The organism is Stutzerimonas stutzeri, assembly GCF_002909485.1.
Lineage (GTDB): Bacteria > Pseudomonadota > Gammaproteobacteria > Pseudomonadales > Pseudomonadaceae > Stutzerimonas > Stutzerimonas stutzeri_AH.
The window spans coordinates 180135-203307 of the sequence record NZ_PPXG01000009.1; the positions used below are offsets into that span (position 1 = coordinate 180135).

The window sequence follows — 23173 nt, forward strand, 5'->3', positions numbered from 1 at the left end:
GGCCAAAATCACATGCAGAAGTGGAAGTTCTTATGTCCAGCTTTACTCATGGCTGTACGGCGCGTGCGCGCCTGTCTGAGCGTTTTTCGATTCAACCGTCCCGTCTTCGTTGGCAATTTGCCCATGCCGCTCTGCTGGGGATGCTCGCCGGCGGCGCGCTGGCGGCCGAAGGCGGCCACGCCGCTCACGCGGAGCCTGTCGACGCCGTCGAGCTGGCGCCGATGGTCATCACCGGTGTCGGTCAGCAATCCCCACTGACCGTAGTGACCGACCCCAAGATTCCACGCCAGCCGATGCCGGCCAGCGATGGTGCCGACTACCTGAAGACCATCCCCGGCTTCTCCGCTGTGCGTAATGGTGGGGTGAACGGCGATCCGGTGTTCCGTGGCATGTTCGGCTCGCGGCTCAAGCTGCTCTCCAACGGCGGCGAAATGCTCGGCGCCTGCCCCAACCGCATGGATTCGCCCAGCTCGTACATCAGTCCGGATACCTTCGACAAGCTGACGGTCATCAAAGGCCCGCAGAGCGTACTCTGGGGGCCTGGCGCGTCGGCTGCTACCGTGCTCTTCGAGCGCGAGCCGGAGCAATTCAGCGAGCCTGATTACCGCATCAACGGCAGTCTGCTGACCGCATCCAACGGTCGCTTCGACCGCAATCTGGATGCCGCCGCTGGCAACGCTCAGGGCTACGCACGGCTCATGGCCAACAGCTCCCAGGCCGATGATTACGCCGACGGCAATGGCAACACCGTGCCGTCGCGCTACGACAAGTGGAACACTGACGTGGCGCTGGGCTGGACGCCCGACGAGGACACTCTGGTCGAACTCACCGCAGGTCGTGGTGACGGCTTCGCACGCTATGCCGGGCGCGGCATGGACGGCAGCCAGTTCCAGCGCGAAAGCCTGGGCCTGCGTTTCAAGAAGACCAATATCGGCGAGACGTTCTATGGGCTGGAGGCGCAGGTCTACTACAACTACGCCGACCACATCATGGACAACTACAGCCTGCGTGATTTTGTGCCGACATCGATGATGACCCAGCGGACCTTGTCGCGCGTCGATCGTCGAACGCTCGGCGGCCGGCTGGTCGGCACCTGGCAGTGGACGGACGCCGAACTCAAGGCTGGCGTCGATGCGCAGCGCAGCGAGCACCGCAAGGTCATGGACCCGAACCTGCACGTCAACCAGATGGTCGCTGCGGCAGGAAGCGACGCGCTGCCCTGGGTGCCGGACGCCATGCTGCACAGTTATGGCATCTTCGGCGAACTGACCTGGCAGCTCAGCGAGCGCGAGAAGCTCATCGGCGGCCTGCGCCTGGATCTGCACGAAGCCACCGACGAGCGCGATTTCTTCCGCAGCCATCACCCGACTCTGAAAAACATGATGGGCATGCCCATCAGTCAGGACTGGGACAACCCGACCCAGGGCGAAACCCGTCGCGACACGCTCTACAGCGGCTTCGTGCGCTATGAGGAGGAACTCGTCAGCCTGCCGGCAACCTGGTATGCCGGCCTCGGCCATGCCGAGCGCTTCCCCGACTACTGGGAGCTGTTCGTTTCCAATCCGGGACCTGTCGGCACCGTGCAGCCATTCGACTCGGTGCGGCCAGAGAAGACCACGCAGCTGGACGTCGGCCTGCAATACGCCAAGGGACCACTGGAGGCCTGGGTTTCGGCCTATGCCGGGCTGGTCGAAGACTACATCCTGTTCAGCTATGTGCCCGGGGTAATGCCCGGCATGCTCCGTGCTGATGTCAGCAACACCGACGCCACCATTGCCGGTGCCGAAATGGGTGCAAGTTATCGGTTCAGCGGCAACTGGAAGGGCGATGCGAGCCTGGCCTATGCCTGGGGCAAGAACCGCAGCGACGATCGCGCCATGCCGCAGATCCCGCCGCTGGAAGGGCGCCTTGGTCTGACTTACGAGCGTGACAACTGGAGCACCAGTGGTCTCTGGCGCGTTGTCGCCTCGCAGGGACGTGTTGCCGAGAACCAGGGCACCGTGGTGGGCAAGGACTTCGACGAGAGTGCGGGCTTCGGCGTGCTGGCGGTCAACGGTGCCTACCGGCTGAACAAGAACTTCAAGCTCAGCACGGGCGTCGACAACCTGCTGGACAAGGCCTACAGCGAGCACCTCAATCTAGCCGGCAGCGCGGGCTTCGCCGATTACGGCCTCGAGCCCACCAGTCGCGTAAACGAACCGGGCCGTACCTACTGGGCGCGGGTTGACATGAGCTTCTGAACGAAACAATGGCGGTATAGGAGCGAGGATTTCCTCGCTCCGGACGTAGGTTGGCGCTGAGGCGCGGGGCGCGGTGGTGTGGCTCGCGGTGCTGGCGTCAGGGACGACGCATGGGCAGTGCTCAAAGCTGCACCAGCTGCTTCGTGCCTCAGCGCCAACCTACGATTAGGCTTCTGCGATAGCCGTCATTGGCGACGAGTTGCGACGGCTTGAATCGTTAGCCCGCACAACTTCGCTTCCGCGCCAATCTTCCACTACCTCCGCTCGACTGCGCCCGAGCTCTCGCCATCGCCTTGCGCTGGATGTTCTTCCGCGGGTGCAAGTGCCGGTGCGCCGCGCTGGCCCAGCGACTCACCCCAATTACGCATGTCAGCGCCGCTTGGGTGTTGGAACACGCGCAGACCAAACTCAGGCAGGATCGCCAGCAGATGGTCGAAAATATCCGACTGAATCGCCTCGTACTGTGTCCAGGCCACCGTGTTAGTGAAACAGTAGATCTCCAATGGCAGGCCATCGGCGGTCGGGCTCATCTGCCTTACGATCAGCGTCATGTGCTGGTGCACGCCGGGGTGTGCGCGCAGGTAGCGTTCAACATATGCCCTAAAACTGCCGATGTTGGTAATGCGCCGCGTGTTGACCGGCTCCTTGCCACGTTCTTCGAGTTTGGCATTCCACTCGTCGATTTCGTGGCGCTTATTGGTGAGGTATTCATCCAGCAGATTGAAACGGTGCAGATGCTTGCACTCATCCTCGCTTAGAAAATGCACGCTCTGCTGATCCAGATACAGACTGCGCTTGATGCGACGCCCGCCAGATTCCTGCATGCCGCGCCAGTTCTTGAACGAGTCGGAAATGAAGCGCTTGGTCGGGATGCTGGTGATCGTCTTGTCCCAGTTCTGAATCTTGACGGTATGCAGGGCGATGTCGATCACGTCGCCGTCGGCGTTGAGCTGCGGCATCTCTACCCAGTCACCGACGCGGATCAGGTCGTTGGAAGTGATCTGCACGCTGGCCACCAGCGAGAGCAGGGTGTCCTGGAAGATCAACATCAGCACAGCCGCCATGGCGCCGAGGCCCGAGAGCAGGATCAGCGGCGAACGGTCGATCAGGGTGGCGATGATGAGGATGGTGGCGATCGCGTAGATGACGATCTTCACCACCTGCAGATAGCCCTTGATCGGGTGCAGGCGCGCGTCCGGTCGGCGTTGGTAGACCACGTTGATGATGTCCAGCACCGCGCCGAGGGCCAGCGCGATGGTCAGCACGATAAAGCCGCCGCAGACGTTCTGCACCACGGTCACCGCGGCTTCCGGCAGGCCCGGTACGGTCGTCACGCCAAGCGACAGCACCAGTGCGGGCACGATGTTCGACAACCGCTTGATGATGCCGAAGTCCTGCAGTTTGTTCTCGCGGGTGTGTTGCAGCAGACGGTAAAGGCCGCGCACCAGGATGCGCTTGACGATCCAGTTGGACAGCCAGGCGGCGAAGATCAGCGTGGCGCTGGCGAGCAGCGTTTGCAGTTCAGGGTGGGCTCTGAGCCAGTCCAGCCAGCCGGCCAGATCGTCAGACATGTGCATCTCCATTGAAAGGTGAGGGCGCGGCCTTGGCAGACCGCCTCGGCCGCAGCCCGGCGTGTCAGTGTGGCTTGGTCAGCGGATAAATTCGCGGCTGATGCTCTTGAACAGCTCGGTGCCGGCGCGTTCCATCCATTCAAAGGCGACCATCTCCCGCGAGACGATGACCGCACCAGCCTGGCGCATGCGTTCCAGGGCCAGCGCCTTGTCGCTGGCCCGGCGCGAGCTGACGCCTTCTTCCACGACGAACACCTCGTTGCCGCGGATCAACAGGTCCAGCACTGTCTGCAGCACGCACACATGAGTCTCGCAGCCGCAGATGACGAACTGCCGGCGCTCGCCGCCGGGGCGCTTGAACAGCTCGCCGTCGCCCGCTGCGGAGAAATGCAGCTTCTCGACAATGGCCGACTCTTCCACGCCGTCGCGCAGGGCAGCAATCGTATGGCCGAGCCCTTTGCTGTACTGCTCTGTCAGCAGCACCGGCACGCCGACTCGCTGGGCCACTTGCTGCAGCCAGGCGGTGTGCTCGGCCATGGCTTCACTTTCGAGAATTACCGGGAACAGGCGTTCCTGAATATCGATGATAAGCAGGGTGGAATCCGTCGCTTTGATGCGCATCGCTGTCGTTCCTCTTGATGTGTTCAAGGCTTGTACGCGCCAATGAAAATGGCCGGGTCGACTCGCGCGTCATTCAGGCTCACGTTCCAATGCAGATGCGGGCCGGTGGCACGCCCGGTCGCACCGACCTTGCCGAGCACCTGGCCGCGCGCCAGCTGATCGCCGACTTTTACGCCGATTTCGGATAGATGGCAGAACATGCTGATCAGTCCTTGGCCGTGGTCGACGAAAACCGTTTTGCCATTGAAGAAATAGTCACCGGTGAGTATGACCTTGCCTGCCGCCGGTGCCTTGATCGGCGTGCCGGTCTTGGCTGCGAAATCCAGGCCTGAGTGCGGGTTGCGTTCTTCGCCGTTGAAGAAGCGGCGCAGCCCGAATGGCGAAGACAACGGACCGTTGACCGGGCGATCAAACAGCAGGTTGCTCGGCTGATTGGCGCTGAACTGGCGATAGGCGCGGTTCTGCTCATCCAGTTCGCGCTCGATGCGCTTGAGGTCTGCCGGATTCGGATTGACCTGGCGCTGGTTCTTCAGCGTGATGTGCTGCGCTCGATAGTCGCGGCTCTCGACCTGGAAGGTTTGGGGACGACCATCGATCTCCAGCTGCTGCGCGCCCGGCTTCACCGACAGCGGGATGCCGACGATGGCGATCCAGCGTTTGCCATCCTCGCGCACCACCAGTGTTGGCTTGCCCTGGTAGTGCGTCTGTGGCGCGGCAGGGCCATCGCCTACTTCGATCACGGCGACGCCACCGGGCACGGGTTTGTTGAGCAGGCGGGTGATGAAGCCTTCGGCATGGGCGGGAAGGGCAAGTGCGAGGCAGAGCAGCAGGGTGAGGAGGCGTGGCATGGATGGGTCCGCTGAGAGAAACGGCCCATCCTCGCGTAAACATCGGCGAAGAGAAAGAGGCGGTGCCTTGCGGGTTGTATAGCGGGCGTCGACGTTTGCCTCTTGCTGGTCGGTGTGCCGGCGGCCGCGGGTAGCATTTGAGATCAGGTAGTCGGGCTGCATTTTCCGCCCTTACGTGGGAGGCGCGCCCTCGCGGCGAAGCTTTCAAGCAGCCATGGATCGGCGGCAGTACGTGCAGGCTTGTGTCACCAAGCACCAAGCACCAAGCACCAAGCACCAAGCACCAAGCACCAAGCACCAAGCACCCAGCTATACGGCTTTACAGCAGCGGCAGCGTGATCGGCGCCAGATGATTGTCTTCCACCCGCACCTCAAGTTCCCCTTCGCCGAGCCTGGCCTTCAGGCGCTGGCCGGGTTGTGTCTGACTGGCGCTGCGGATCGCCTGGCCGCGCTCGTCGAGCAGGATGCTGTAGCCGCGGCTGAGGGTGGCCAGCGGACTGACCACGTTCAGCGTTTGGGCGAGGCCTTGTAGCTGCTGACGTCGCCCCTTAACGGTTGCTTGCATCGCCCGTGGCAAGCGCGAGGACAGGTGCTCGAGGCGCTGACGCAGAAGATTTAGCGTGCGCCCCGGATGTTGCGCAGCCAGTCGAGTTTCCAGACGGGCCAGGCGCTCCTGGCCACTGCACAGACGGCGGTCGACGGCGCGCAGCAGGCGCTGTTCGAGATCATCGATTCGCTGGGCCTGCTGCTGCAGGCGTTCCCTGGGATGGCGCAGGCGCCGGGCCAGGCTTTCCAGGCGCATGGCGTCACGGTGCAGGCGGTCGCGCATGCGCAGCACCAGGCGCTGCTGCAGCCCGCTGAGCCTGTGCTGCAGGTCCGCGCTGCTCGGCGCCAGCAGCTCGGCAGCAGCGGACGGAGTTGGTGCGCGCACGTCGGCGACGAAATCGGCGATCGATACGTCGGTCTCGTGGCCCACGGCGCTGACGATCGGCGTCACGCAGGCATCCACGGCGCGCGCCACGGCTTCTTCGTTGAAGCACCAGAGATCCTCCAGCGAGCCACCGCCACGGGCCAGGATCAGCGCATCGAAGCCTTGGGCGTCGGCCAACTGCAGCGCGCGAACGATCTGTCCGGTGGCTTCGCGCCCTTGTACCGCGGTTGGGATCAATGTCAGCTCGACCTGCGGCGCCCGGCGTTTGAAAACCGAAATGATGTCGCGGATCACCGCGCCGGTCGGTGAGCTGACGATGCCAATGCGCCGCGGGTGGGCGGGCAAAGCAGCCTTGCGTTCGGCAGCGAACAGGCCTTCGGCGCTGAGCTTTTCCTTCAGCGCCTCGAAAGCCAGGCGCAGCGCGCCGTCGCCGGCTGGCTCCAGCGTGTCGAGAATCAGCTGATAGTCGCCACGTCCCTCGAACAACGACACCTTGCCGCGCACGCGCACCGCCAGGCCGTCGCGCAGTGCCTGACGGACCCGCGCCGCGTTCTGACGGAACAGCGCACAGCGCACCTGGGCGTTCTTGTCCTTGAGGGTGAAATAGATATGGCCAGACGCCGGGCGGGCGAGGTTGGAAATCTCGCCTTCGACCCAGACCTGGGCGAACACGTCTTCGAGCAGCAGGCGGGCACGGCCGTTGAGCTGACTGACGGTCAGCACTTCGCGATCGAGGTTGAGACGCTGGAAGGGATCTTTGAACATGGCGGCGATGATAAGCCGGGCGCGGCCGGGCGGAAACCGAAACCGCTTCGCGCCCGTCCAGATGGCCTTGACCGACCAAGGCGCGGCGCTAAGCTGCGCGACTTTCCTTCATCTTCTGTTCCGAGTCCTCATGAGCCATAGCCAAGCCATCATCGTACCGCGCATCTCCACGTTCCCAGGGCACGAAGCCAGGGCGCGGATGATCCTGCGCTGGCTTGCCGAGCGACGTATCGTCGAGCCGCTCCCGACCACCTGCGGCCGCGGCGTTGGCGGCATGGGCTACGCGATTGCGTCGGGCGCGCGTAACGTCGTGCTGCACCCGGAGCGATTGCCCTTTGGCGAGCCTATCAATGGCCTTGAAGTGGTGACCAAGCGCTGCATCTACACCCCGACGCGGGATTTCGCCGAAGAAGCGGGCTGCCCCGAGTGCCGCCGAGAGATCGGCGAGGCGCTGTTCGAGAGCCTGGACGAATGGATGCCCCGCCAGTCGGATAATTTCACCTGTCCGGAATGCGGCTTCGAAGATGACATCAACGGTTTTTTGTTCATCCCTGCCTGCGGTTTTTCCAATCTGGGCTTCATCTTCAATGGCTGGAGCGAGGCGGGTTTCCGTAAGGTATTTCTCGACGAGTTCGCCGAGCGCCTGGGCTTCAAGGTAGCGCTGGTGATCGATAACCCGTGACCGCCCAGTCATTTCGGCTGGCGTGCGCCTTTCGGTGCGCGCGATCTACCTCACAACCGCATTGAGCGTGAAGGGGTGCGTGGGTATAATGCCGCGCTTCCTTTTTCCCGCCTGGGAGCCCCCGCCATGCTGCGTATCAGCCAAGAAGCCTTGACTTTCGATGATGTTCTCCTGATCCCGGGATATTCCGAGGTTTTGCCGAAGGATGTCAGCCTGAAGACCCGTCTGACCCGCGAAATCGAGCTGAACATTCCGCTGGTTTCCGCGGCCATGGACACCGTCACCGAAGCTCGCCTGGCCATCGCCATGGCACAGGAGGGCGGCATCGGCATCATCCACAAAAACATGAGCATCGAGCAGCAGGCTGCCGAGGTGCGCAAGGTCAAGCGGCACGAGACTGCCATCGTTCACGATCCGGTCACCGTCACGCCGGAAACAAAGATCAGCGAACTGCTGCGCAAGGCGCATGAGCTGGGCTTCTCCGGATTTCCAGTGGTCTCCGGCAAGGAGCTGGTCGGCATCGTTACCGGCCGTGACCTGCGTTTCACGCCCAATGCCGGCGATTCCGTCGCGGCGATCATGACGCCCAAGGACAAGCTGGTCACCGTGCTCGAAGGCACTGGCCTGGAAGAAATCAAAACTGAACTCTACAAGCACCGGATCGAGAAGATGCTGGTGGTCGACGGCAATTTCCACCTGCGCGGTCTGGTCACTTTCCGCGACATCGAGAAGGCCAAGACATACCCGCTGGCATCCAAGGATAGCCAGGGTCGTCTTCGCGTCGGTGCAGCAGTGGGTACCGGTGCCGATACCGGTGATCGCGTCGAAGCGCTGGCCGCTGCCGGTGTCGACGTGGTGGTGGTGGATACCGCCCATGGTCATTCCCGTGGCGTGATCGACCGCGTGCGCTGGGTGAAGGACAACTTCCCGCAGGTGCAGGTGATCGGCGGCAACATCGCCACCGCCGAAGCGGCGCTGGATCTGGTCAAGGCCGGTGCAGACGCTGTCAAGGTCGGTATCGGCCCGGGTTCGATCTGCACTACACGCATCGTCGCCGGTGTCGGCGTGCCGCAGATCTCAGCCATCGCCAACGTGTCCGCTGCGCTCGAAGGTACGGGCGTGCCAATGATCGCTGATGGTGGCATCCGCTTCTCGGGCGACCTGTCCAAGGCCATCGTCGCCGGCGCCAACGCCGTGATGATGGGGTCGATGTTCGCCGGTACCGAAGAAGCGCCGGGCGAGATCGAGCTGTTCCAGGGCCGCTCCTACAAGGCCTACCGCGGCATGGGCTCGCTGGGTGCCATGTCCCAGGCGCAGGGCTCCTCGGATCGCTACTTCCAGGATTCCGCCGCTGGCGCCGAGAAGCTGGTGCCGGAAGGTATCGAGGGCCGTGTGCCTTACAAAGGCTCGCTGGCAGCGATCATCCATCAGTTGATGGGCGGTCTGCGTGCTTCCATGGGTTACACCGGCAGCGCCACGGTTGACGAGATGCGCAGCAAGCCGCAGTTCGTGCGCATCACTGGCGCCGGCATGGCCGAGTCGCACGTACATGACGTGCAGATCACCAAGGAAGCGCCGAACTACCGCGTCGGCTGAAAATCGATTTGACGCTGCTGCGCTAGGGCATGCTGCGTTGCCTGCCCGTTGCTCGCGGCGCGGCAAATCGATTTTTAAAAGTATGAAGAACGGGGCTGTTCGATCAGCCCCGTGTCATTTGCGACTACCACGAGAGATGCCCACATGGCTCATCCTGACATTCACGCCCACCGAATCCTGATTCTGGACTTCGGTTCCCAGTACACCCAGCTGATCGCTCGTCGTGTGCGCGAGATCGGCGTCTACTGTGAGTTGCATCCGTGGGATATGAGCGAGGACGACATTCGTGCCTTCGCGCCGCGCGGCATCATTCTCGCCGGTGGTCCGGAATCGGTTCACGAGGTAGGCAGCCCACGCGCGCCACAGGCTGTGTTCGATCTTGGTGTACCGCTGTTCGGCATCTGCTACGGCATGCAGACAATGTCCGAACAGCTGGGCGGCAAGGTGCAGGGCTCGGACGTTCGCGAGTTCGGCTATGCCCGTGTCGACCTGGTTGGCAAATCGCGTCTGTTCGACGGTATCGAAGACCACATGGACGACGATGGCGTGTTCGGACTGGACGTATGGATGAGCCACGGTGACAAGGTTACCGAGATCCCGGTCGGCTTCCACCTCTTGGCCAGCACCCCCAGCTGCCCGATTGCCGCGATGGGCGACGACTCCCGTGGCTACTACGGCGTGCAATTCCACCCGGAAGTGACTCACACCCGCCAGGGCGGTCGCATCCTGTCGCGCTTCATTCTGGAAATCTGTGGCTGCGAAGCGCTATGGACGCCGTCGAACATCGTCGAAGATGCCATCGCGCAGGTCCGCGCCCAAGTTGGCGATGCCAACGTGCTGCTAGGCCTTTCCGGTGGCGTCGATTCGTCGGTCGTCGCGGCGCTGCTACACAAGGCCATCGGCGAACAGCTGACCTGTGTGTTCGTCGATAACGGCCTGCTGCGCATGCATGAAGGCGATCAGGTAATGGCCATGTTCGCCGAAAACATGGGCGTGAAGGTGATCCGAGCCGACGCCGAAGCACAATTCCTAGGGAACCTCGAAGGCGAGGCGGACCCGGAGAAGAAGCGCAAGATCATCGGGCGCACTTTTATCGATGTGTTCGATGCCGAAGCCAGCAAGCTGGACAATATCCAGTTCCTCGCCCAGGGCACCATCTACCCGGACGTGATCGAGTCTGCCGGTGCCAAGAGCGGCAAGGCCCACGTGATCAAGTCGCACCATAACGTCGGCGGCCTGCCGGAGGAAATGAACCTCAAGCTGGTCGAGCCGCTGCGTGAGCTGTTCAAGGACGAGGTCCGCAAGATCGGCCTCGAGCTCGGCCTGCCCTACGATATGGTCTACCGCCACCCATTCCCGGGGCCGGGCCTGGGCGTGCGCATCCTTGGCGAAGTGAAGAAGGAATACGCCGACCTGCTGCGTCGTGCCGACCACATCTTCATCGAAGAGCTGCGCAACTTCGACTGGTACCACAAGACCAGCCAAGCCTTCGTGGTATTCCAGCCGGTGAAGTCGGTCGGTGTGGTTGGCGACGGTCGTCGCTACGCCTGGGTCGTTGCGTTGCGCGCCGTGGAAACCATCGACTTCATGACTGCACGTTGGGCGCACCTGCCTTACGAGCTGCTGGAGAAGGTCTCCAACCGCATCATCAACGAAATCGAAGGCATCTCCCGTGTCACCTATGATGTGTCGAGCAAGCCGCCTGCGACCATCGAGTGGGAGTGATAGAGGCACTTACGTCCACGTGCTGATGATGAACCCCGGTATGCCCGGGGTTCTTCGTTTAGAGCCGAACCTCAGTGAATGATCTTCGATAGGAACTGCCTCGCTCGCTCGCTCTGTGCGTGGGCAAAGAAGTCTTCGGGTACGGCGGTTTCAACAATCGCTCCGGCATCCATGAACACCACGCGATCGGCGACCTGGCGGGCGAAGCCCATTTCGTGGGTGACCACCAGCATGGTCATGCCCGATTCGGCCAGCGCTACCATCGAGTCGAGCACTTCGCCGACCATCTCGGGGTCCAGCGCCGAGGTAGGTTCGTCGAACAGCATGATTCTTGGCTCAAGGCACAACGCCCGGGCTATGGCGGCGCGCTGCTGCTGGCCGCCCGAAAGTTGCGCCGGATAGCAGTCGGCCTTGTCGGCGATGCGCAGTTTCTCCAGTTGCTGCATGGCCCGTTCGCGGGCCTTGCGCTTGTCCATACCAAGCACGTGAATGGGAGCCAGGGCGCAGTTGGCGGCGATACTCAGGTGTGGAAACAGGTGAAAATTCTGGAACACCATGCCCACGTGCTCTCTAACTCTGGTGATGCTCGCAGGGGATGTATCGAGCGCAATGCCCGCCACGCCGAGGCGGCCATTCTGGAAGGGCTCCAGCGCGTTGATGCAGCGAATCAGCGTCGATTTACCCGAGCCACTGGGTCCGCAGATAACCAGCCGTTCGCCGGCAGCCACCTGAAGATCCACATCATTCAGGGCATGGAAGGAGTCGTACCACTTGTTCAGACCGTCGATCTGGATGATGGGGGTATCAGGCATGGGAAGGCTCACTTCAATACGTGGGTGAGAAACTGGCGAGTGCGGTCTTCTCTCGGGGAGGCGAACAGTTGAGCGGGCGGTGAGCATTCGACGATCCTGCCGCCGTCGAAGAAAATCACCCGATCGGCCACTTCTCGAGCGAAGCCCATCTCGTGGGTGACGACCACCATGGTCATGCCCTCGGCGGCCAGTTCCTTCATCACCAGCAGCACCTCATTGACCGTTTCCGGATCGAGCGCCGAGGTCGGCTCATCGAACAGCATGAGCCTTGGCTGCATGGCGAGCGCCCTGACGATCGCCACCCGTTGCTGCTGGCCACCCGAAAGTTCGGCAGGCATGGCTTGCGCCTTGTGCGCTAGCCCGACCCGTTCGAGCAGCTTCATCGCCTGGACTTCTGCAGCAATGCGGCTCAGGCCGCGCAACTTCATTGGCGCCAGAGTCATGTTGCGCAAGATGCTCAGGTGTGGGAACAAGGTGTAGTCCTGGAACACCATGCCGACTTCGTCACGTAGCCGGGCCGTGGATTCGTGGCTACTGGCCGAACCGGTCAGCATGATGTCGCCTGCTGTTGCCGGCTCCAGGTTGTTCAGGCAGCGGATCAGGGTGGATTTCCCTGATCCACTGGGACCGATCACCACCACCACTTCGCCCTCGGATATGTCGAGATCGACGCCCTGGATAACCTCGGTGTCGCCAAAGCGTTTGCGCAGGCCGCGTACCGTCATCAGGGTGGTCATGATTGTGCGAGCCTCTCGGTGGCGGCCTGCAATGCCTGACGAGCCTCCGCCTGGCGCTGGCGGCGATTGGCGTGGGCGGCGCGCTCCTGCTCCAGGCGCTGGCGTGCGGCACCGATGTGCACGTCTTGTGCACTGGCCGCCGGACCGCCAGGCAGGCTGCGCGAACTGACGTTCGTCACCGGGTCCAGCGCCTGGCGCACCTGCTGCTCGTTCAGTCCGAGAGAGCGGCCGAGCTGCTGCTGGGCTGCACGTTCGACCATCGAGCTGTCGATGCGACTGGCCGGCAGACCGTCGTCCATGGCCTGGCGGACCACCGCGCCGACAACATGGTGGGCTTCGCGGAAGGACAGGTTGGCCTCGCTGACCATCAGGTCCGCCAGGCCGGTGGCCGTGGAGAAGTCTTCTGCGGCCTTGCGCAGGCCGGCCTCCAGGTTGGGCCGTGCGGTGCGCAACACCAGGTCCAGCAGGGTCAAGCATTGCTGGCATTCCTGCGCAGACTCCCAGAAGCCGCGCATGCTCTCGCGGTTGCCGTCGCCGGTATGGGTGAAATTAGTACCTTTGATAGTGACGGCTGAGGCGACCAGCGAGCCGAGCACCTGGCCGGTACGGCCCTTGAGGTATTCGAGAACGACCGGATTCTTCTTCTGCGGCATGATGCTGGAGGTGCCCGCAACGCTGTCCGGAAAGTCGATGAGGGCGAACTCGTGGGTCGACCAGACGAAGAAGTCCTGCGCCACACGGCTCCAGAACACCGCTAGCAAGGTCATTTGCGCCATGCTTTCCAGAGCGAAGTCCCGTGAGCCGACGGCATCCAGCGTGTTTTCCAGGAAACCATCAAAGCCCAGCAGCTCAGCGGTGCGTGCGCGGTCGATGGCGAACGGTGTGCCGGCGAACGCGGCGGCGCCCATGGGGCTGCGGTTCATGCTGTCGAGCGTGGCGGCCAGACGTTTGCAGTCGCGCTCCAGGGCCTGAGCTACACCGGACAGGTAGAAACCGTAGGTGATCGGCTGGGCGGGCTGCAGGTGGGTATATCCTGGCATGATCGCAGCGGTATGTTGCGCCGCGCCATCGAGGGCGCTCTGGCGTACTTGGTACAGCGCATCGAGCAGGTCCATCAGCACATCGCGACCGCGTAGGCGATCGAGTGTCGCCAGCAGGTCGTTGCGGCTGCGACCGATATGCAGGCGCCCACCGATGTCGGTGCCGACCTTGTCGATCAAGTGCGCCTCGTAATTGAAATAGGCATCTTCGCGCAGTGGATCTAGAGTCACGGCTTGCGGGCCGACCTGCTCCATTTCGAGCACGCCGCGAGCCAGAGCGACGGCCACTGGCGCGTCGATCAGGTCGCACTCGGCAAGCATGACGATATGGGCCTTGTTGACGTCGCCGAGATAGCCGAAGCCGTCGGCGAACCCAGCGAGGCGCGGCGCGTAGATGAGGTCGCAGACTTCCGCTGCGGTGGGTTCCTTTAGTCGACGGCTGACTTTGGATTCGAGCATGGGAGTAGGCCTTCTGGACATCAGGGCTGAGGTTGGGTAAGCCGGGACGCATTGCGGCCCAGGCGACGTTCGAGGTAACGGCTGAGCCAGGTCAGCGCGCTGCAGATAACGAAATAGACGAGCAATACGACGCTGTAGACGGTAAAGGCAGGGTTCACGCCGCCCATCATCGTGCTGCGCTCGACGATGATCTGGCCGACCTTGAGGAATTCGCTGACACCGACCAAAGCGCCCAGTGAGGTGGCCTGTACTAGCAGGGTCAGCAGGCCGGTATAGGCCGGCAGGATCGCCTTGAGCGACTGCGGCACGACGATGTACACATAGATGTGCCAGGGCCGCAGACCGAGCGCCCAGGCGCTCTTCCACTGATGCCGGGGCACCGAGAGCAGGCCACCGCGGACGATTTCGATGCCGTTGGCGCTGCCCCACAGGGTCAGGCCGAGCGTCACCGCGGCGAAGGGGCTGAGATTGACGCCCAACAGTGGCGCGCCAAAGAAGATGAAGAACACGTTGACGATCAGCGGGATCGAGCGGAACAGTTCGACATAGGCGTGGATCAGCCAGCGTAACGTGCGGTTCTTCACTGTCGCGAGGGTGCCGAGCACCACCGAAATGAGCGTGGTGAACAGTAGGATCACCAGCGCGAGCTTCAGGGTCATGAGCAGGCCCTTGGAGATGAATCCCCAATTCTCGATCACGAATTCCATGACGGCCTCATTGTTGGAAGGGGCGCTGCAGACGCGCTTCGAGGCGTCCCGCAAGCAGGGCCAGAATCGCCACCAGGGCGAGGTAGATCACACAGATGGCAGCGAACATCTCGATGGCACGGAAATCCGTGGCGATCCGGTCCACTGCGACGAAGGTCAGCTCGGCCAGCCCGATGGTTTGCAGGTATGCCGAGTTCTTCAGCAGCGAGATGGCCGTGTTGAGCATGGCCGGCAGGCTGATGCGAAAGGCGATCGGGATGGCAATCAGACGGAAGAACTGCCGCGACTGCAGGTTGAGCGCCATACCGGCTTCACGCAGGCCTTTGTCGATTGTTGCCAGGCCCCCGCGCAGATTCTCGATCTGGTAGGCGCCGGCCCATAGCGACAGGCACAGCACGCCCGACCAGTACAGCGACAGCTTCATACCGACGGCGGGTAGGCCGTAAAAGATGAAGAACAGCTGTACCAGAATCGGCGTGTTGCGGATCAGCTCGACATAGAGCGCGACCAGCTGCGACATCACTGGCAGCTTGAACAGTCTGATGCCTGCGCCCAGCACGCCAATCAGCAGGGACAACACGATACTCAATGCCGAAACCTGCAGGGTCATCCATAACCCGTCGAGCAGAGCCGGCCACTGCGTGAGCAGGTAGTCGAAATCGAAACTCATGACAGGGCTCCGATCAGTGAGATTCTTCGGGCTTTGGCTGCTCGAATACGCTCAGGTAATAGTCGCGGACGGCTTCCGGCACGTACTGCTCGATCCACGGCCGAAAGCGCTTTTCCTCATGCATGCGCTCGACCGCAGCGGAGAGGTAGGTTTGCCACTCGTCCTCACCCTTGCGTAGGCCGATGGCGGCGTCGGAGATCTGAAACGGTTCCTGGATCAGGCGCAGCGACGCATCGTTGCCGGTTACCACCACCAGCGTTGCTGCGTCGTGGGTATAGGCGTCGGCACGGCCCTGGCGAAAGCTCTGCAACGCATCAGCGGCGCTATTCAGGCGTAGGGTCTTGACCTCGGGCATGCGCTCCTCGAACCACTTGGCCTGTACCGAGCCCTTGAGTGTTGCCAGGGTCTTGCCTTTGAGGTCGTCGATCTTTTCGATGCCGCTGTCCTTGCGCACCAGTACGTCGCTGGCGCCCCAGCGGTAGGGCTGGGTGAACGCGATCACACGCTCGCGCTCGGGGGTGACGCCAAGGGTGGCGATGAGCAGGTCGACCTTGCGGCCGAGCAATTGAGGCACTCGGTTTTCTGCGGTTACGCAGGTGAAGGTCACCTTGTCCTTGGAGCCGAGGGCCCATTCGGCGATCTGCCGGGACATTTCGACCTCTACGCCAGCGAAGTCACCATTATGGTCCTGGTAGCCGTAAGGCGGCTGGTCGCAGCGCACTCCAGCGCGCAGCTTGTCCTGCTCGCTGATAGCCGAAGGCACGGGAGGCATGGTGTTATCTGCCACCGCGTAGGCGGCGAAACCGAACGACGCAGCGACGATCAGGGTGAGCGGAAGCTTGGTGGACAATGGCATTGGTGTCTCCTGTTTGTTGTTATTGCAATGGGGGAGCGTGAGCTCGAGTGGAACCATGGCAGTTAGGAGTATCGGAGCGTTGGTGCTGGCCTCGCAGTGCGTTCCGATCACATTGGCGCGGGCCTTGGGTGAAGTTTTAAAGCTACTGGCTCATACTGACAAATGCCAATACGCCACGTGTCCATGTGTAAATGATATGGGGATGTCATGAACTTCAAGCAGGTGGAAGCCTTCCGAGCCGTGATGCTGTCCGGTTCGATGACCGCTGCGGCCGAGGCGCTGCATACCTCGCAGCCCAATATCAGCCGGCTGATCGCGCAGCTGGAGCGGCTCAACGGTTTTGCTCTGTTCGAGCGAATCGGCAGCCGCCTGATACCTACCGATGAGGGCGCGGCATTCTTCAACGAGGTGGACAGGGCTTTTATCGGACTGCGCAACCTTGAGCACTCGGCACGGCACATACTTCAGCTCGGTACCGGACGGGTGCGCATTGGTGCTGTGCCATCACTTTCCCTGACGCTTTTGCCGCGTGCCATTCGGCGCTTCCATGAAGGCCATGAGCAGGTCGCAATCTCGCTACACACCAGCGACTCGACAACGGTTGCCCGCTGGGTTGCATCGCAGTTTTGCGACTTCGGCCTGGTGTCGTTTGTCGGCGAGGAAACCCCGGGGGTGCAGGCACGGCTGATTGGCGATCTGCCTGCAGTGTGCATCTTTCCCAAGGGCCATCGCCTGGCGGCGCTGGAGCGAGTCGGTGTCGATGACCTGGCGGGCGAGGAGTTCGTTTCACTGGCCCACGACGATGGGACTCGTCGTCGCATCGATCGCCTGTTCCTGCAGCATGGAGATCGACGCAAGCTGAATCTGGAAGCGCCTTACGCCGCGATCATCTGCGCCATGGTCGGCACCGGGCTCGGCGTTAGTATCGTCAGCCCCCTGGTGGCCAGGGACTACCTGCATACGGGTATCGAGATACGGCCATTCGCGGCCGATTTCAGGTTTACCAGCTACCTGCTTTATGCCGATCACAGGCCGCAGAACAACCTGGGGTCACGCTTCGCTACTTTGTTACAGGCGATGTTTGTCGAGGGGATAGAGGCATAGCGAGATGGGTGGGTGGGATTGGGGCAAGGCTGGGGCTATGGCCGCTGTAGGTGTATTCCGTTAATCTCTCGCGCCATTGAGCCGGGCGACGCTATCAGTCATCGCTGCGGTCCATGCTCGCGACTTCGCGCAGACGAGGCGCTCAAATCCCGATGCCCTGATGAGCCCATCTTTGTCGTGAAGGAGCAGGCTTCATGCGTTTCACCCGTAGACAGATTCTCACCGGCCTGGCCGGGCTCGGTGTCGTCGGCCTGGCCGGCAGTGGCGCACGCTACTGGCTCGGCCGTCCGGCCAACGTCACCACTCACGACTATGAACTGATCGCCGCGCCGCTGGATGTCGAGCTGGTGCCGGGCCATACGACGCCCGCCTGGGCTTATGGCGGGCAGGCGCCCGGGCTTGAGTTGCGCGGGCGACAGGGCGACTGGCTGCGCGTACGCTTCATCAATAACTTGCCGGAGCCTACCACCATTCATTGGCATGGCATTCGTCTGCCTCTGGAAATGGACGGTGTGCCTTACGTGTCGCAGTTGCCGGTATTGCCCGGCGAGTTCTTCGACTATCGCTTCCAGCTGCACGATGCCGGCAGCTTCTGGTATCACCCGCACACCAGCAGTGCAGCACAGCTGGGTCGTGGGCTGGTCGGGCCGCTGATCGTCGAGGAGCGCGAACCGAGCGGTTTCAGGCACGAGCGCACACTCAATCTGAAAAGCTGGCACATCGACAAGCAGGGCGCATTCACCGAATTCAGCGTGCCTCGAGAGGCCGCTCGAGGTGGCACACCGGGCGTGCTGTCGACGGTGAACGGTATGCATGCTCCCACGCTAGATCTGCCGGCCGGGCAGGTCGTGCGGCTGCGGCTACTGAATCTCGACAACACCCTGACCTATCGGCTGAACCTGCCAGAGGGTGAGGCTCGCATTTATGCGCTCGATGGACATCCAATCGCGCCGCGCCCACTGAGCAAGGAGTACTGGCTCGGCCCTGGCATGCGTATCGATCTGGCGTTGAGGGTGCCGGAGATCGGCGCCGAGCTGTCCTTGCGCAACGGTCCTCTAAGGCTGGCGACGCTGCGTTCGGTTGCCCATGACGAAACCGCTGGCGACTGGCCGCCGGCGTTGCCGGCCAACCCCGTGGCGGAGCCGAACCTTCAGCGCGCGGAAACCCTGCGCTTCAATTTCGAGTGGGCAGGGACCTTGTCCACCGATGTCGAGCAAGGCGGCGCCTATACGTTCTGGCAGATCAACGGCCAGGCCTGGGATATCAATGACAAGACCTGTGCCGATCGCCCGATTGCGACGCTGAAGAAGGGTGCGCATTACATCTTCGAGTTGCGCAATCTCAGTCAGTACCAGCATCCGATACACCTGCACGGCATGGTCTTCAAGGTGATCTCATCCAATCGCCGCAATATTGACCCCTGGTTCACTGATACCTACCTGCTGGGCAAGAACGAAACGGCCCGCATTGCGCTGGTCGCCGATAATCCAGGTGTCTGGATGTTCCATTGCCACGTCATCGATCATATGGAAACCGGCCTGATGGCGGCGATCGAGGTGGTATGAGACAGGGCAGGGCGCAGTAGTGAGAAAGCCACTGATCATCGACCGCAGTCGGGACGAGCACTTCATGCGCGAAGCTCTGGTGCTGGCGGCGCAGGGTGCAGCGCTGGGCGAGGTGCCTGTGGGTGCCGTGCTGGTGCAAGACGGCCAGATCATCGGGCGCGGCTACAACTGTCCCATCTCCCAGCGCGACCCCAGCGCCCATGCGGAGATGGTTGCGGTGCGCGATGCGGCGCAGGCGCTGCAGAACTATCGACTACCCGGCGTTACGCTCTATGTGACGCTGGAGCCATGCAGCATGTGTGCGGGCTTGATCGTGCATTCGCGTATTCAGCGTGTCGTTTACGGCGCTACCGAGCCAAAGGCCGGCGTAGTGGCTAGTCGCGGTCGGTTCTTCGAGCAGGACTTTCTCAATCACCGGGTGCTGGTCGAAGGTGGCGTGCTGGCTGAGGAGTGCGGGGCGGTGCTGAGTGAGTTTTTCCGTCTGCGTCGGCAGAAAGGCTAGCGAGCTACGCCGGCTAGCGGCAGGGTTTCATGGGCGGCAATGCTGCCCTGGGCCGGGAACACCACCAGATGGTCGGCTGCGATGGCGATACCCACTTCCTGCCCCGTCGGGTAATCGGCGTGACTGGTGAATATCGCCACCAGTTGGTTGCCGGTGGGCAGCTGCAGCCGGTACAGCGTCGACGCGCCGAGAAAGGTCTTGCCGACGATCAGTGCGCGTAGCGGGCTTTCCGGTTTATAGATGATGTCGTCCGGGCGTAGCAGCACGTCCACCGAGCTGCCGGCAGGCCAGGTATAGGCTCGATTACCGCGAATCGTGCCGAGCTCAGTCTGCACGGTTTCAGGGTCCAGCAGTTGCCCGCGAATGAAGTAACCCTGGCCGATAAAGCTCGCAACGAAAGGCGTCAGCGGCTCGTGATAGAGGTTGAACGGCGTGTCCCACTGCTCCAGGCGACCATCCTTGAACACACCGACCTGATCGCTGACGGCGAAGGCTTCTTCCTGATCGTGAGTGACCAGAATCGCGCTGGTGTTGCGTGCCTTGAGGATCTCGCGCACCTCATGGCTGAGGCGCCGACGCAGTTCGACGTCGAGGTTGGAGAAGGGCTCGTCTAGGAGCAGCAACGCGGGCTCCGGGGCCAAGGCGCGGGCCAGGGCTACACGTTGCTGTTGACCGCCTGAGAGTTCGTGCGGATAGCGTCTGCCGAGCGCGGACAGGTGCACCAGTTCGAGCATTTCGGAGACGATGCGCGAGCAGTCGGGCTGCTTGCGGATACCGAAGGCGATGTTCTCCGCCACGGTCAGATGGGGGAACAGCGCGTAGTCCTGAAAGACCATGCCGATACGGCGTTTCTCCGGCGCCAGGGTGTAGCCTGACTGGGAGATGATCGTATCCGCCAACTGGATCTCGCCCTGGTGCACCGGCTCGAACCCGGCGATGGCTCGCAAGGTAGTGGTCTTGCCGCAGCCGGACGGACCGAGCAGGCAACCGATATCGCCGCGATTGAGGTGCAGATTGAGGTGCTGAACGATACTCTGCTCGCCGTAGCCGCAGGCCAGATCGCGCAATTGCAGCAGCGGCGGATCATTCTTCATGCGTGGTGATATGCCGGCTCGACGAGAAACTCGAGCAGCGCTTTCTGCACATGCAGGCGATTCTCCGCCTGATCCCAGGCTACGGACCGGGGGTCATCGAGCAGGTCGTGGCTGATCTCTTCGCCGCGATGGGCCGGCAGACAGTGCATGAACAGCACGTCCTCGGCGGCGCAATCGAGCAGGGCGCGATCCACCTGGTAGGGGCGGAAGGTGGCGAGGCGCGCGGCAGCTTCGTCTTCCTGGCCCATCGAAGCCCAGACATCGGTGCTGATCAGGTGAGCGCCTGCTGCCGCTTCGCGCGGATCACGCAGCACCTGCACGCGATCGCCGGCGCGAGCCATCAGCTCGGCGTCGGGCTCGTAGCCTTCGGGGCAGGCAACCTTGAGCTGGAATTGGAACTGGATGGCGGCTTCTATATAGGTGTTGCACATGTTGTTGCCATCACCGATCCACGCCACCGTCTTGCCGGCGATGCTGCCGCGGTGTTCATGGAAAGTCTGCATGTCGGCCATCAATTGGCAGGGGTGCAGGTCATCGGACAGGCCGTTGATGACCGGTACGCTCGAATTTGCGGCGAAATCGGTGAGAGTGGAATGGGCGAAGGTGCGGATCATCACTGCATCGAGCATGCGCGACATGACGATGGCCGAATCGCTGATCGGCTCGCCACGCCCCAGCTGGGTGTCGCGTGGCGAGAGGAAGATCGCCTGGCCACCGAGCTGAATCATGCCGGCTTCGAACGACAGTCGGGTGCGGGTCGAGGCTTTCTCGAAAATCATGCCCAGTACACGGTTCTTCAAAGGCTCGAATAGGACGCCGCGCTCGCGCAGATCCTTCAGCTCGATGCCGCGGCGAACCAGGCTGTTCAGCTCCTGGGGCGTGCAGTCCATCAGTGAGAGAAAATGCCTTGCGCTCATATCAACTACCTTTATTGCCGCAGCGCGCGATCCAATGGTTTTCGGGAGAAAAGGGGACCGACGACTGGGGGTCGCACGGGGAGCGACGAAACGGAAAGGCGCGATCTTATCCAGAAAGCGAGCGCAGGCGCAAATCCTCGACCCGTGGCCTTCGGCGGCCTGAATCGCAGCAGTGACGGCCTTTGCATCGCAACAAAGCCGAGTCCCGCGCTCGGCTTTCCCAGGTGAATTCCGGTACAATGCGCGGCAACCGTGTCTAGCCGAGGTACTCCATGGATATCATCGAAACCATCAAAGAACAGATCGCCAGCAACCCGGTGCTGTTGTACATGAAGGGCTCGCCCAATGCCCCGCAGTGCGGCTTTTCCGCCCGTGCGACCCAGGCGCTGATGGGTTGTGGCGAGAAGTTCGCTTACGTCGACATCCTGCAGAATCCCGAGATTCGCGCCAGCCTGCCGACCTACGCCAACTGGCCGACCTTTCCCCAGCTGTGGGTCAGTGGTGAGCTGGTCGGCGGCAGCGATATCATCCTTGAGATGTTCGAGAAGGGCGAGCTGCAGACCCTTATCAAGTCGGCCGTCGGTAAGACCGAAGCGTAAGCACCAGCTTCTATCGTAGGTTGCTTCGCTAAATGCCCGCATCAAGTGATGCGGGCATTTTTTTGTGATCGAGATATGAAGTAAAGAAAGCAAAAGCGCTACCGGCGATCTTTACCGCTTTTCGTGGGTCATAGGTCGCGTTGAGGGCGTCGTCCTCTTTATACGCATCACGCCTTTGAGTGAGAGACCCTGTCCTTATGCGCTATCTGCGAGTATTGCCTTTTCTGATCGTGCTGGCGGTCGTGCTCTTCAATGGCTTGAAGCCGGAGCCGGTGCCGCAGCTGTTTGATCAGCAGGACAAACTGCATCACTTGCTGGGCTTTGCGGCATTGGTGTTCACCCTGCGCCTGGGCTTTCCGCGCATACCCTTCACTTGGGGGCTTTGCCTGACCGTCGCCGCGGCGCTGATGATCGAGTTGGCGCAAGGCTTGCTGCCACATCGCACCGCTTCTCGCTGGGACATGTTGGCCAATGTGCTGGGTGTATTGCTGGGTTGGAGCTGTTCGGTGCTGGCTCAGGGCTGGTGGCGCCAGCGTTTGGGCGAGCCGCTGGCGGAGTGACTCCGCGACCTGGACTCGACTGCACCAGCAGAACCGCTTCAGCGCGGCCCCGAAGGGGGTGAGCGAAGCGAATAACCTGGGACGTCGTCGCTGGTGAGAGTCCAGCGGCAAAAAAAGCCCCGGTATCTAACCGAGGCTTTCGAATTTGGCTCCGCGACCTGGATTCGACTGCGTCAGCAGAACGCGCTTCAGCGCGGCCCCGAAGGGGTGAGCGAAGCGAATAACCTGGGACGCTGTCCCTGGTGAGAGTCCAACGGCAAAAAAAAAGCCCCGGTATCTAACCGAGGCTTTCGAATTTGGCTCCGCGACCTGGACTCGACTGCGCTAGCAGAACGCGCTTCAGCGCGGCCCCGAAGGGGTGAGCGAAGCGAATAACCTGGGACGTAGTCCCTGGTGAGAGTCCGGTGGCAATAAAAAAGCCCCGGTATTAACCGAGGCTTTCGAATTTGGCTCCGCGACCTGGACTCGAACCAGGGACCCAATGATTAACAGTCATTTGCTCTACCGACTGAGCTATCGCGGAACAACGGTGCGTATCCTACTGTTTGCAAAGGAGAAGTCAACCCCTTGCC

The 23173-nt window shown here is 62.1% G+C and carries 21 protein-coding genes and 1 tRNA gene; 9 read left to right on the forward strand and 13 right to left on the reverse strand.

Annotated elements, in window-relative coordinates:
* The first annotated feature begins 32 nt into the window (after positions 1–32).
* Entirely contained in the window at positions 33–2240 is a 2208-nt protein-coding gene (locus CXK91_RS20145) for a TonB-dependent copper receptor (protein ID WP_103457791.1), read from the forward strand.
* Between the two features lie 254 nt (positions 2241–2494).
* Here the strand turns inward: CXK91_RS20145 and CXK91_RS20150 are convergent, their stop codons facing one another.
* The 4 genes from CXK91_RS20150 to xseA form a co-directional block, all read right to left on the reverse strand.
* A complete protein-coding gene (locus CXK91_RS20150; protein WP_103457792.1) occupies positions 2495–3811 on the reverse strand; it encodes a mechanosensitive ion channel family protein in 1317 nt (438 codons plus the stop codon).
* A gap of 78 nt (positions 3812–3889) precedes the next feature.
* Positions 3890–4432 carry a hydrolase gene (locus CXK91_RS20155; RefSeq protein ID WP_103457793.1) on the reverse strand — a complete coding sequence of 181 codons (543 nt, stop codon included), beginning with the start codon at positions 4430–4432 and terminating at the stop codon, positions 3890–3892.
* Between the two features lie 23 nt (positions 4433–4455).
* Positions 4456–5280 (reverse strand): M23 family metallopeptidase, encoded by an 825-nt coding sequence (locus CXK91_RS20160; RefSeq protein ID WP_103457794.1) that lies wholly within the window; start codon positions 5278–5280, stop codon positions 4456–4458.
* A 319-nt stretch (positions 5281–5599) separates the two neighbouring features.
* Positions 5600–6976: an exodeoxyribonuclease VII large subunit gene (gene xseA / locus CXK91_RS20165; protein WP_103457795.1), complete on the reverse strand. Its 1377-nt coding sequence runs from the start codon at positions 6974–6976 to the stop codon at positions 5600–5602.
* Positions 6977–7106: 130 nt separating this feature from the next.
* Between xseA and CXK91_RS20170 the strand changes: the two genes are divergently transcribed.
* The 3 genes from CXK91_RS20170 to guaA all read left to right on the forward strand — a co-directional run bounded on the left by CXK91_RS20170 (position 7107) and on the right by guaA (position 10979).
* A complete protein-coding gene (locus CXK91_RS20170; RefSeq protein ID WP_103457828.1) occupies positions 7107–7658 on the forward strand; it encodes a sugar ABC transporter ATPase in 552 nt (183 codons plus the stop codon).
* A gap of 126 nt (positions 7659–7784) precedes the next feature.
* The gene (gene guaB, locus CXK91_RS20175; RefSeq protein ID WP_103457796.1) at positions 7785–9254 is read left to right on the forward strand and encodes an IMP dehydrogenase; all 1470 of its coding nucleotides are present in this window, start codon (positions 7785–7787) and stop codon (positions 9252–9254) included.
* A 144-nt stretch (positions 9255–9398) separates the two neighbouring features.
* The gene (gene guaA, locus CXK91_RS20180; RefSeq protein ID WP_103457797.1) at positions 9399–10979 is read left to right on the forward strand and encodes a glutamine-hydrolyzing GMP synthase; all 1581 of its coding nucleotides are present in this window, start codon (positions 9399–9401) and stop codon (positions 10977–10979) included.
* A 71-nt stretch (positions 10980–11050) separates the two neighbouring features.
* Here guaA and CXK91_RS20185 read toward each other — a convergent pair whose 3' ends face one another.
* Genes CXK91_RS20185 through CXK91_RS20210 form a run of 6 tightly spaced genes read right to left on the reverse strand, consistent with a single transcriptional unit; the run spans position 11051 to position 16260 of the window.
* A complete protein-coding gene (locus CXK91_RS20185) occupies positions 11051–11791 on the reverse strand; it encodes an amino acid ABC transporter ATP-binding protein (protein WP_103457798.1) in 741 nt (246 codons plus the stop codon).
* An 8-nt stretch (positions 11792–11799) separates the two neighbouring features.
* Entirely contained in the window at positions 11800–12528 is a 729-nt protein-coding gene (locus tag CXK91_RS20190; RefSeq protein WP_103457799.1) for an amino acid ABC transporter ATP-binding protein, read from the reverse strand.
* Positions 12525–14027 carry an argininosuccinate lyase gene (gene argH, locus CXK91_RS20195; protein ID WP_103457800.1) on the reverse strand — a complete coding sequence of 501 codons (1503 nt, stop codon included), beginning with the start codon at positions 14025–14027 and terminating at the stop codon, positions 12525–12527. The genes CXK91_RS20190 and argH overlap by 4 nt, the downstream gene beginning before the upstream one ends.
* 20 nt (positions 14028–14047) lie before the next feature.
* The gene (locus tag CXK91_RS20200) at positions 14048–14734 is read right to left on the reverse strand and encodes an amino acid ABC transporter permease (protein WP_103457801.1); all 687 of its coding nucleotides are present in this window, start codon (positions 14732–14734) and stop codon (positions 14048–14050) included.
* A 7-nt stretch (positions 14735–14741) separates the two neighbouring features.
* Positions 14742–15404, reverse strand: coding sequence for an amino acid ABC transporter permease (locus CXK91_RS20205; protein ID WP_103457802.1), 663 nt, complete (start codon positions 15402–15404; stop codon positions 14742–14744).
* 13 nt (positions 15405–15417) lie between these two features.
* Positions 15418–16260 carry a transporter substrate-binding domain-containing protein gene (locus CXK91_RS20210; RefSeq protein WP_103457803.1) on the reverse strand — a complete coding sequence of 281 codons (843 nt, stop codon included), beginning with the start codon at positions 16258–16260 and terminating at the stop codon, positions 15418–15420.
* Between the two features lie 207 nt (positions 16261–16467).
* Here CXK91_RS20210 and CXK91_RS20215 point away from each other — a divergent pair, with 207 nt between their 5' ends.
* From CXK91_RS20215 to tadA, 3 genes are all read left to right on the forward strand, one after another.
* Complete coding sequence (locus CXK91_RS20215; protein WP_103457804.1) at positions 16468–17364, forward strand: LysR substrate-binding domain-containing protein; 897 nt, start codon at positions 16468–16470, stop codon at positions 17362–17364.
* A gap of 194 nt (positions 17365–17558) precedes the next feature.
* Positions 17559–18929: a multicopper oxidase family protein gene (locus CXK91_RS20220; RefSeq protein WP_103457805.1), complete on the forward strand. Its 1371-nt coding sequence runs from the start codon at positions 17559–17561 to the stop codon at positions 18927–18929.
* Between the two features lie 19 nt (positions 18930–18948).
* Positions 18949–19431, forward strand: a complete 483-nt coding sequence (gene tadA / locus CXK91_RS20225; RefSeq protein WP_103457806.1) for a tRNA adenosine(34) deaminase TadA — start codon at positions 18949–18951, stop codon at positions 19429–19431.
* Here tadA and CXK91_RS20230 read toward each other — a convergent pair.
* Together CXK91_RS20230 and argF are read right to left on the reverse strand one after the other, a co-directional pair.
* The gene (locus CXK91_RS20230; RefSeq protein WP_103457807.1) at positions 19428–20525 is read right to left on the reverse strand and encodes an ABC transporter ATP-binding protein; all 1098 of its coding nucleotides are present in this window, start codon (positions 20523–20525) and stop codon (positions 19428–19430) included. The two genes, tadA and CXK91_RS20230, sit on opposite strands and share 4 nt — an antisense overlap.
* Complete coding sequence (gene argF / locus CXK91_RS20235; protein ID WP_102823186.1) at positions 20522–21442, reverse strand: ornithine carbamoyltransferase; 921 nt, start codon at positions 21440–21442, stop codon at positions 20522–20524. The genes CXK91_RS20230 and argF overlap by 4 nt, the downstream gene beginning before the upstream one ends.
* Before the next feature lie 272 nt (positions 21443–21714).
* Here argF and grxD point away from each other — a divergent pair, with 272 nt between their 5' ends.
* Together grxD and CXK91_RS20245 are read left to right on the forward strand one after the other, a co-directional pair.
* Positions 21715–22041, forward strand: a complete 327-nt coding sequence (grxD, locus tag CXK91_RS20240) for a Grx4 family monothiol glutaredoxin (protein ID WP_103457808.1) — start codon at positions 21715–21717, stop codon at positions 22039–22041.
* 197 nt (positions 22042–22238) lie between these two features.
* A complete protein-coding gene (locus tag CXK91_RS20245) occupies positions 22239–22601 on the forward strand; it encodes a VanZ family protein (RefSeq protein WP_103457809.1) in 363 nt (120 codons plus the stop codon).
* Positions 22602–23048: 447 nt separating this feature from the next.
* On the opposite strand, the gene CXK91_RS20250 is transcribed toward CXK91_RS20245, so the two are convergent.
* Positions 23049–23124, reverse strand: a tRNA-Asn gene (locus CXK91_RS20250).
* Positions 23125–23173: the final 49 nt, after the last annotated feature.

What these genes read in the sequence shown, in the direction of transcription:
- CXK91_RS20145 (WP_103457791.1), top strand. Translation starts at nt 33, where the DNA reads ATGTCCAGCTTTACTCATGGCTGTACGGCGCGTGCGCGCCTGTCTGAG.
- CXK91_RS20150 (WP_103457792.1), bottom strand. Translation starts at nt 3,811, where the DNA reads ATGTCTGACGATCTGGCCGGCTGGCTGGACTGGCTCAGAGCCCACCCT.
- CXK91_RS20155 (WP_103457793.1), bottom strand. Translation starts at nt 4,432, where the DNA reads ATGCGCATCAAAGCGACGGATTCCACCCTGCTTATCATCGATATTCAG.
- CXK91_RS20160 (WP_103457794.1), bottom strand. Translation starts at nt 5,280, where the DNA reads ATGCCACGCCTCCTCACCCTGCTGCTCTGCCTCGCACTTGCCCTTCCC.
- xseA (WP_103457795.1), bottom strand. Translation starts at nt 6,976, where the DNA reads ATGTTCAAAGATCCCTTCCAGCGTCTCAACCTCGATCGCGAAGTGCTG.
- CXK91_RS20170 (WP_103457828.1), top strand. Translation starts at nt 7,107, where the DNA reads ATGAGCCATAGCCAAGCCATCATCGTACCGCGCATCTCCACGTTCCCA.
- guaB (WP_103457796.1), top strand. Translation starts at nt 7,785, where the DNA reads ATGCTGCGTATCAGCCAAGAAGCCTTGACTTTCGATGATGTTCTCCTG.
- guaA (WP_103457797.1), top strand. Translation starts at nt 9,399, where the DNA reads ATGGCTCATCCTGACATTCACGCCCACCGAATCCTGATTCTGGACTTC.
- CXK91_RS20185 (WP_103457798.1), bottom strand. Translation starts at nt 11,791, where the DNA reads ATGCCTGATACCCCCATCATCCAGATCGACGGTCTGAACAAGTGGTAC.
- CXK91_RS20190 (WP_103457799.1), bottom strand. Translation starts at nt 12,528, where the DNA reads ATGACCACCCTGATGACGGTACGCGGCCTGCGCAAACGCTTTGGCGAC.
- argH (WP_103457800.1), bottom strand. Translation starts at nt 14,027, where the DNA reads ATGCTCGAATCCAAAGTCAGCCGTCGACTAAAGGAACCCACCGCAGCG.
- CXK91_RS20200 (WP_103457801.1), bottom strand. Translation starts at nt 14,734, where the DNA reads ATGGAATTCGTGATCGAGAATTGGGGATTCATCTCCAAGGGCCTGCTC.
- CXK91_RS20205 (WP_103457802.1), bottom strand. Translation starts at nt 15,404, where the DNA reads ATGAGTTTCGATTTCGACTACCTGCTCACGCAGTGGCCGGCTCTGCTC.
- CXK91_RS20210 (WP_103457803.1), bottom strand. Translation starts at nt 16,260, where the DNA reads ATGCCATTGTCCACCAAGCTTCCGCTCACCCTGATCGTCGCTGCGTCG.
- CXK91_RS20215 (WP_103457804.1), top strand. Translation starts at nt 16,468, where the DNA reads ATGAACTTCAAGCAGGTGGAAGCCTTCCGAGCCGTGATGCTGTCCGGT.
- CXK91_RS20220 (WP_103457805.1), top strand. Translation starts at nt 17,559, where the DNA reads ATGCGTTTCACCCGTAGACAGATTCTCACCGGCCTGGCCGGGCTCGGT.
- CXK91_RS20230 (WP_103457807.1), bottom strand. Translation starts at nt 20,525, where the DNA reads ATGAAGAATGATCCGCCGCTGCTGCAATTGCGCGATCTGGCCTGCGGC.
- argF (WP_102823186.1), bottom strand. Translation starts at nt 21,442, where the DNA reads ATGAGCGCAAGGCATTTTCTCTCACTGATGGACTGCACGCCCCAGGAG.
- grxD (WP_103457808.1), top strand. Translation starts at nt 21,715, where the DNA reads ATGGATATCATCGAAACCATCAAAGAACAGATCGCCAGCAACCCGGTG.
- CXK91_RS20245 (WP_103457809.1), top strand. Translation starts at nt 22,239, where the DNA reads ATGCGCTATCTGCGAGTATTGCCTTTTCTGATCGTGCTGGCGGTCGTG.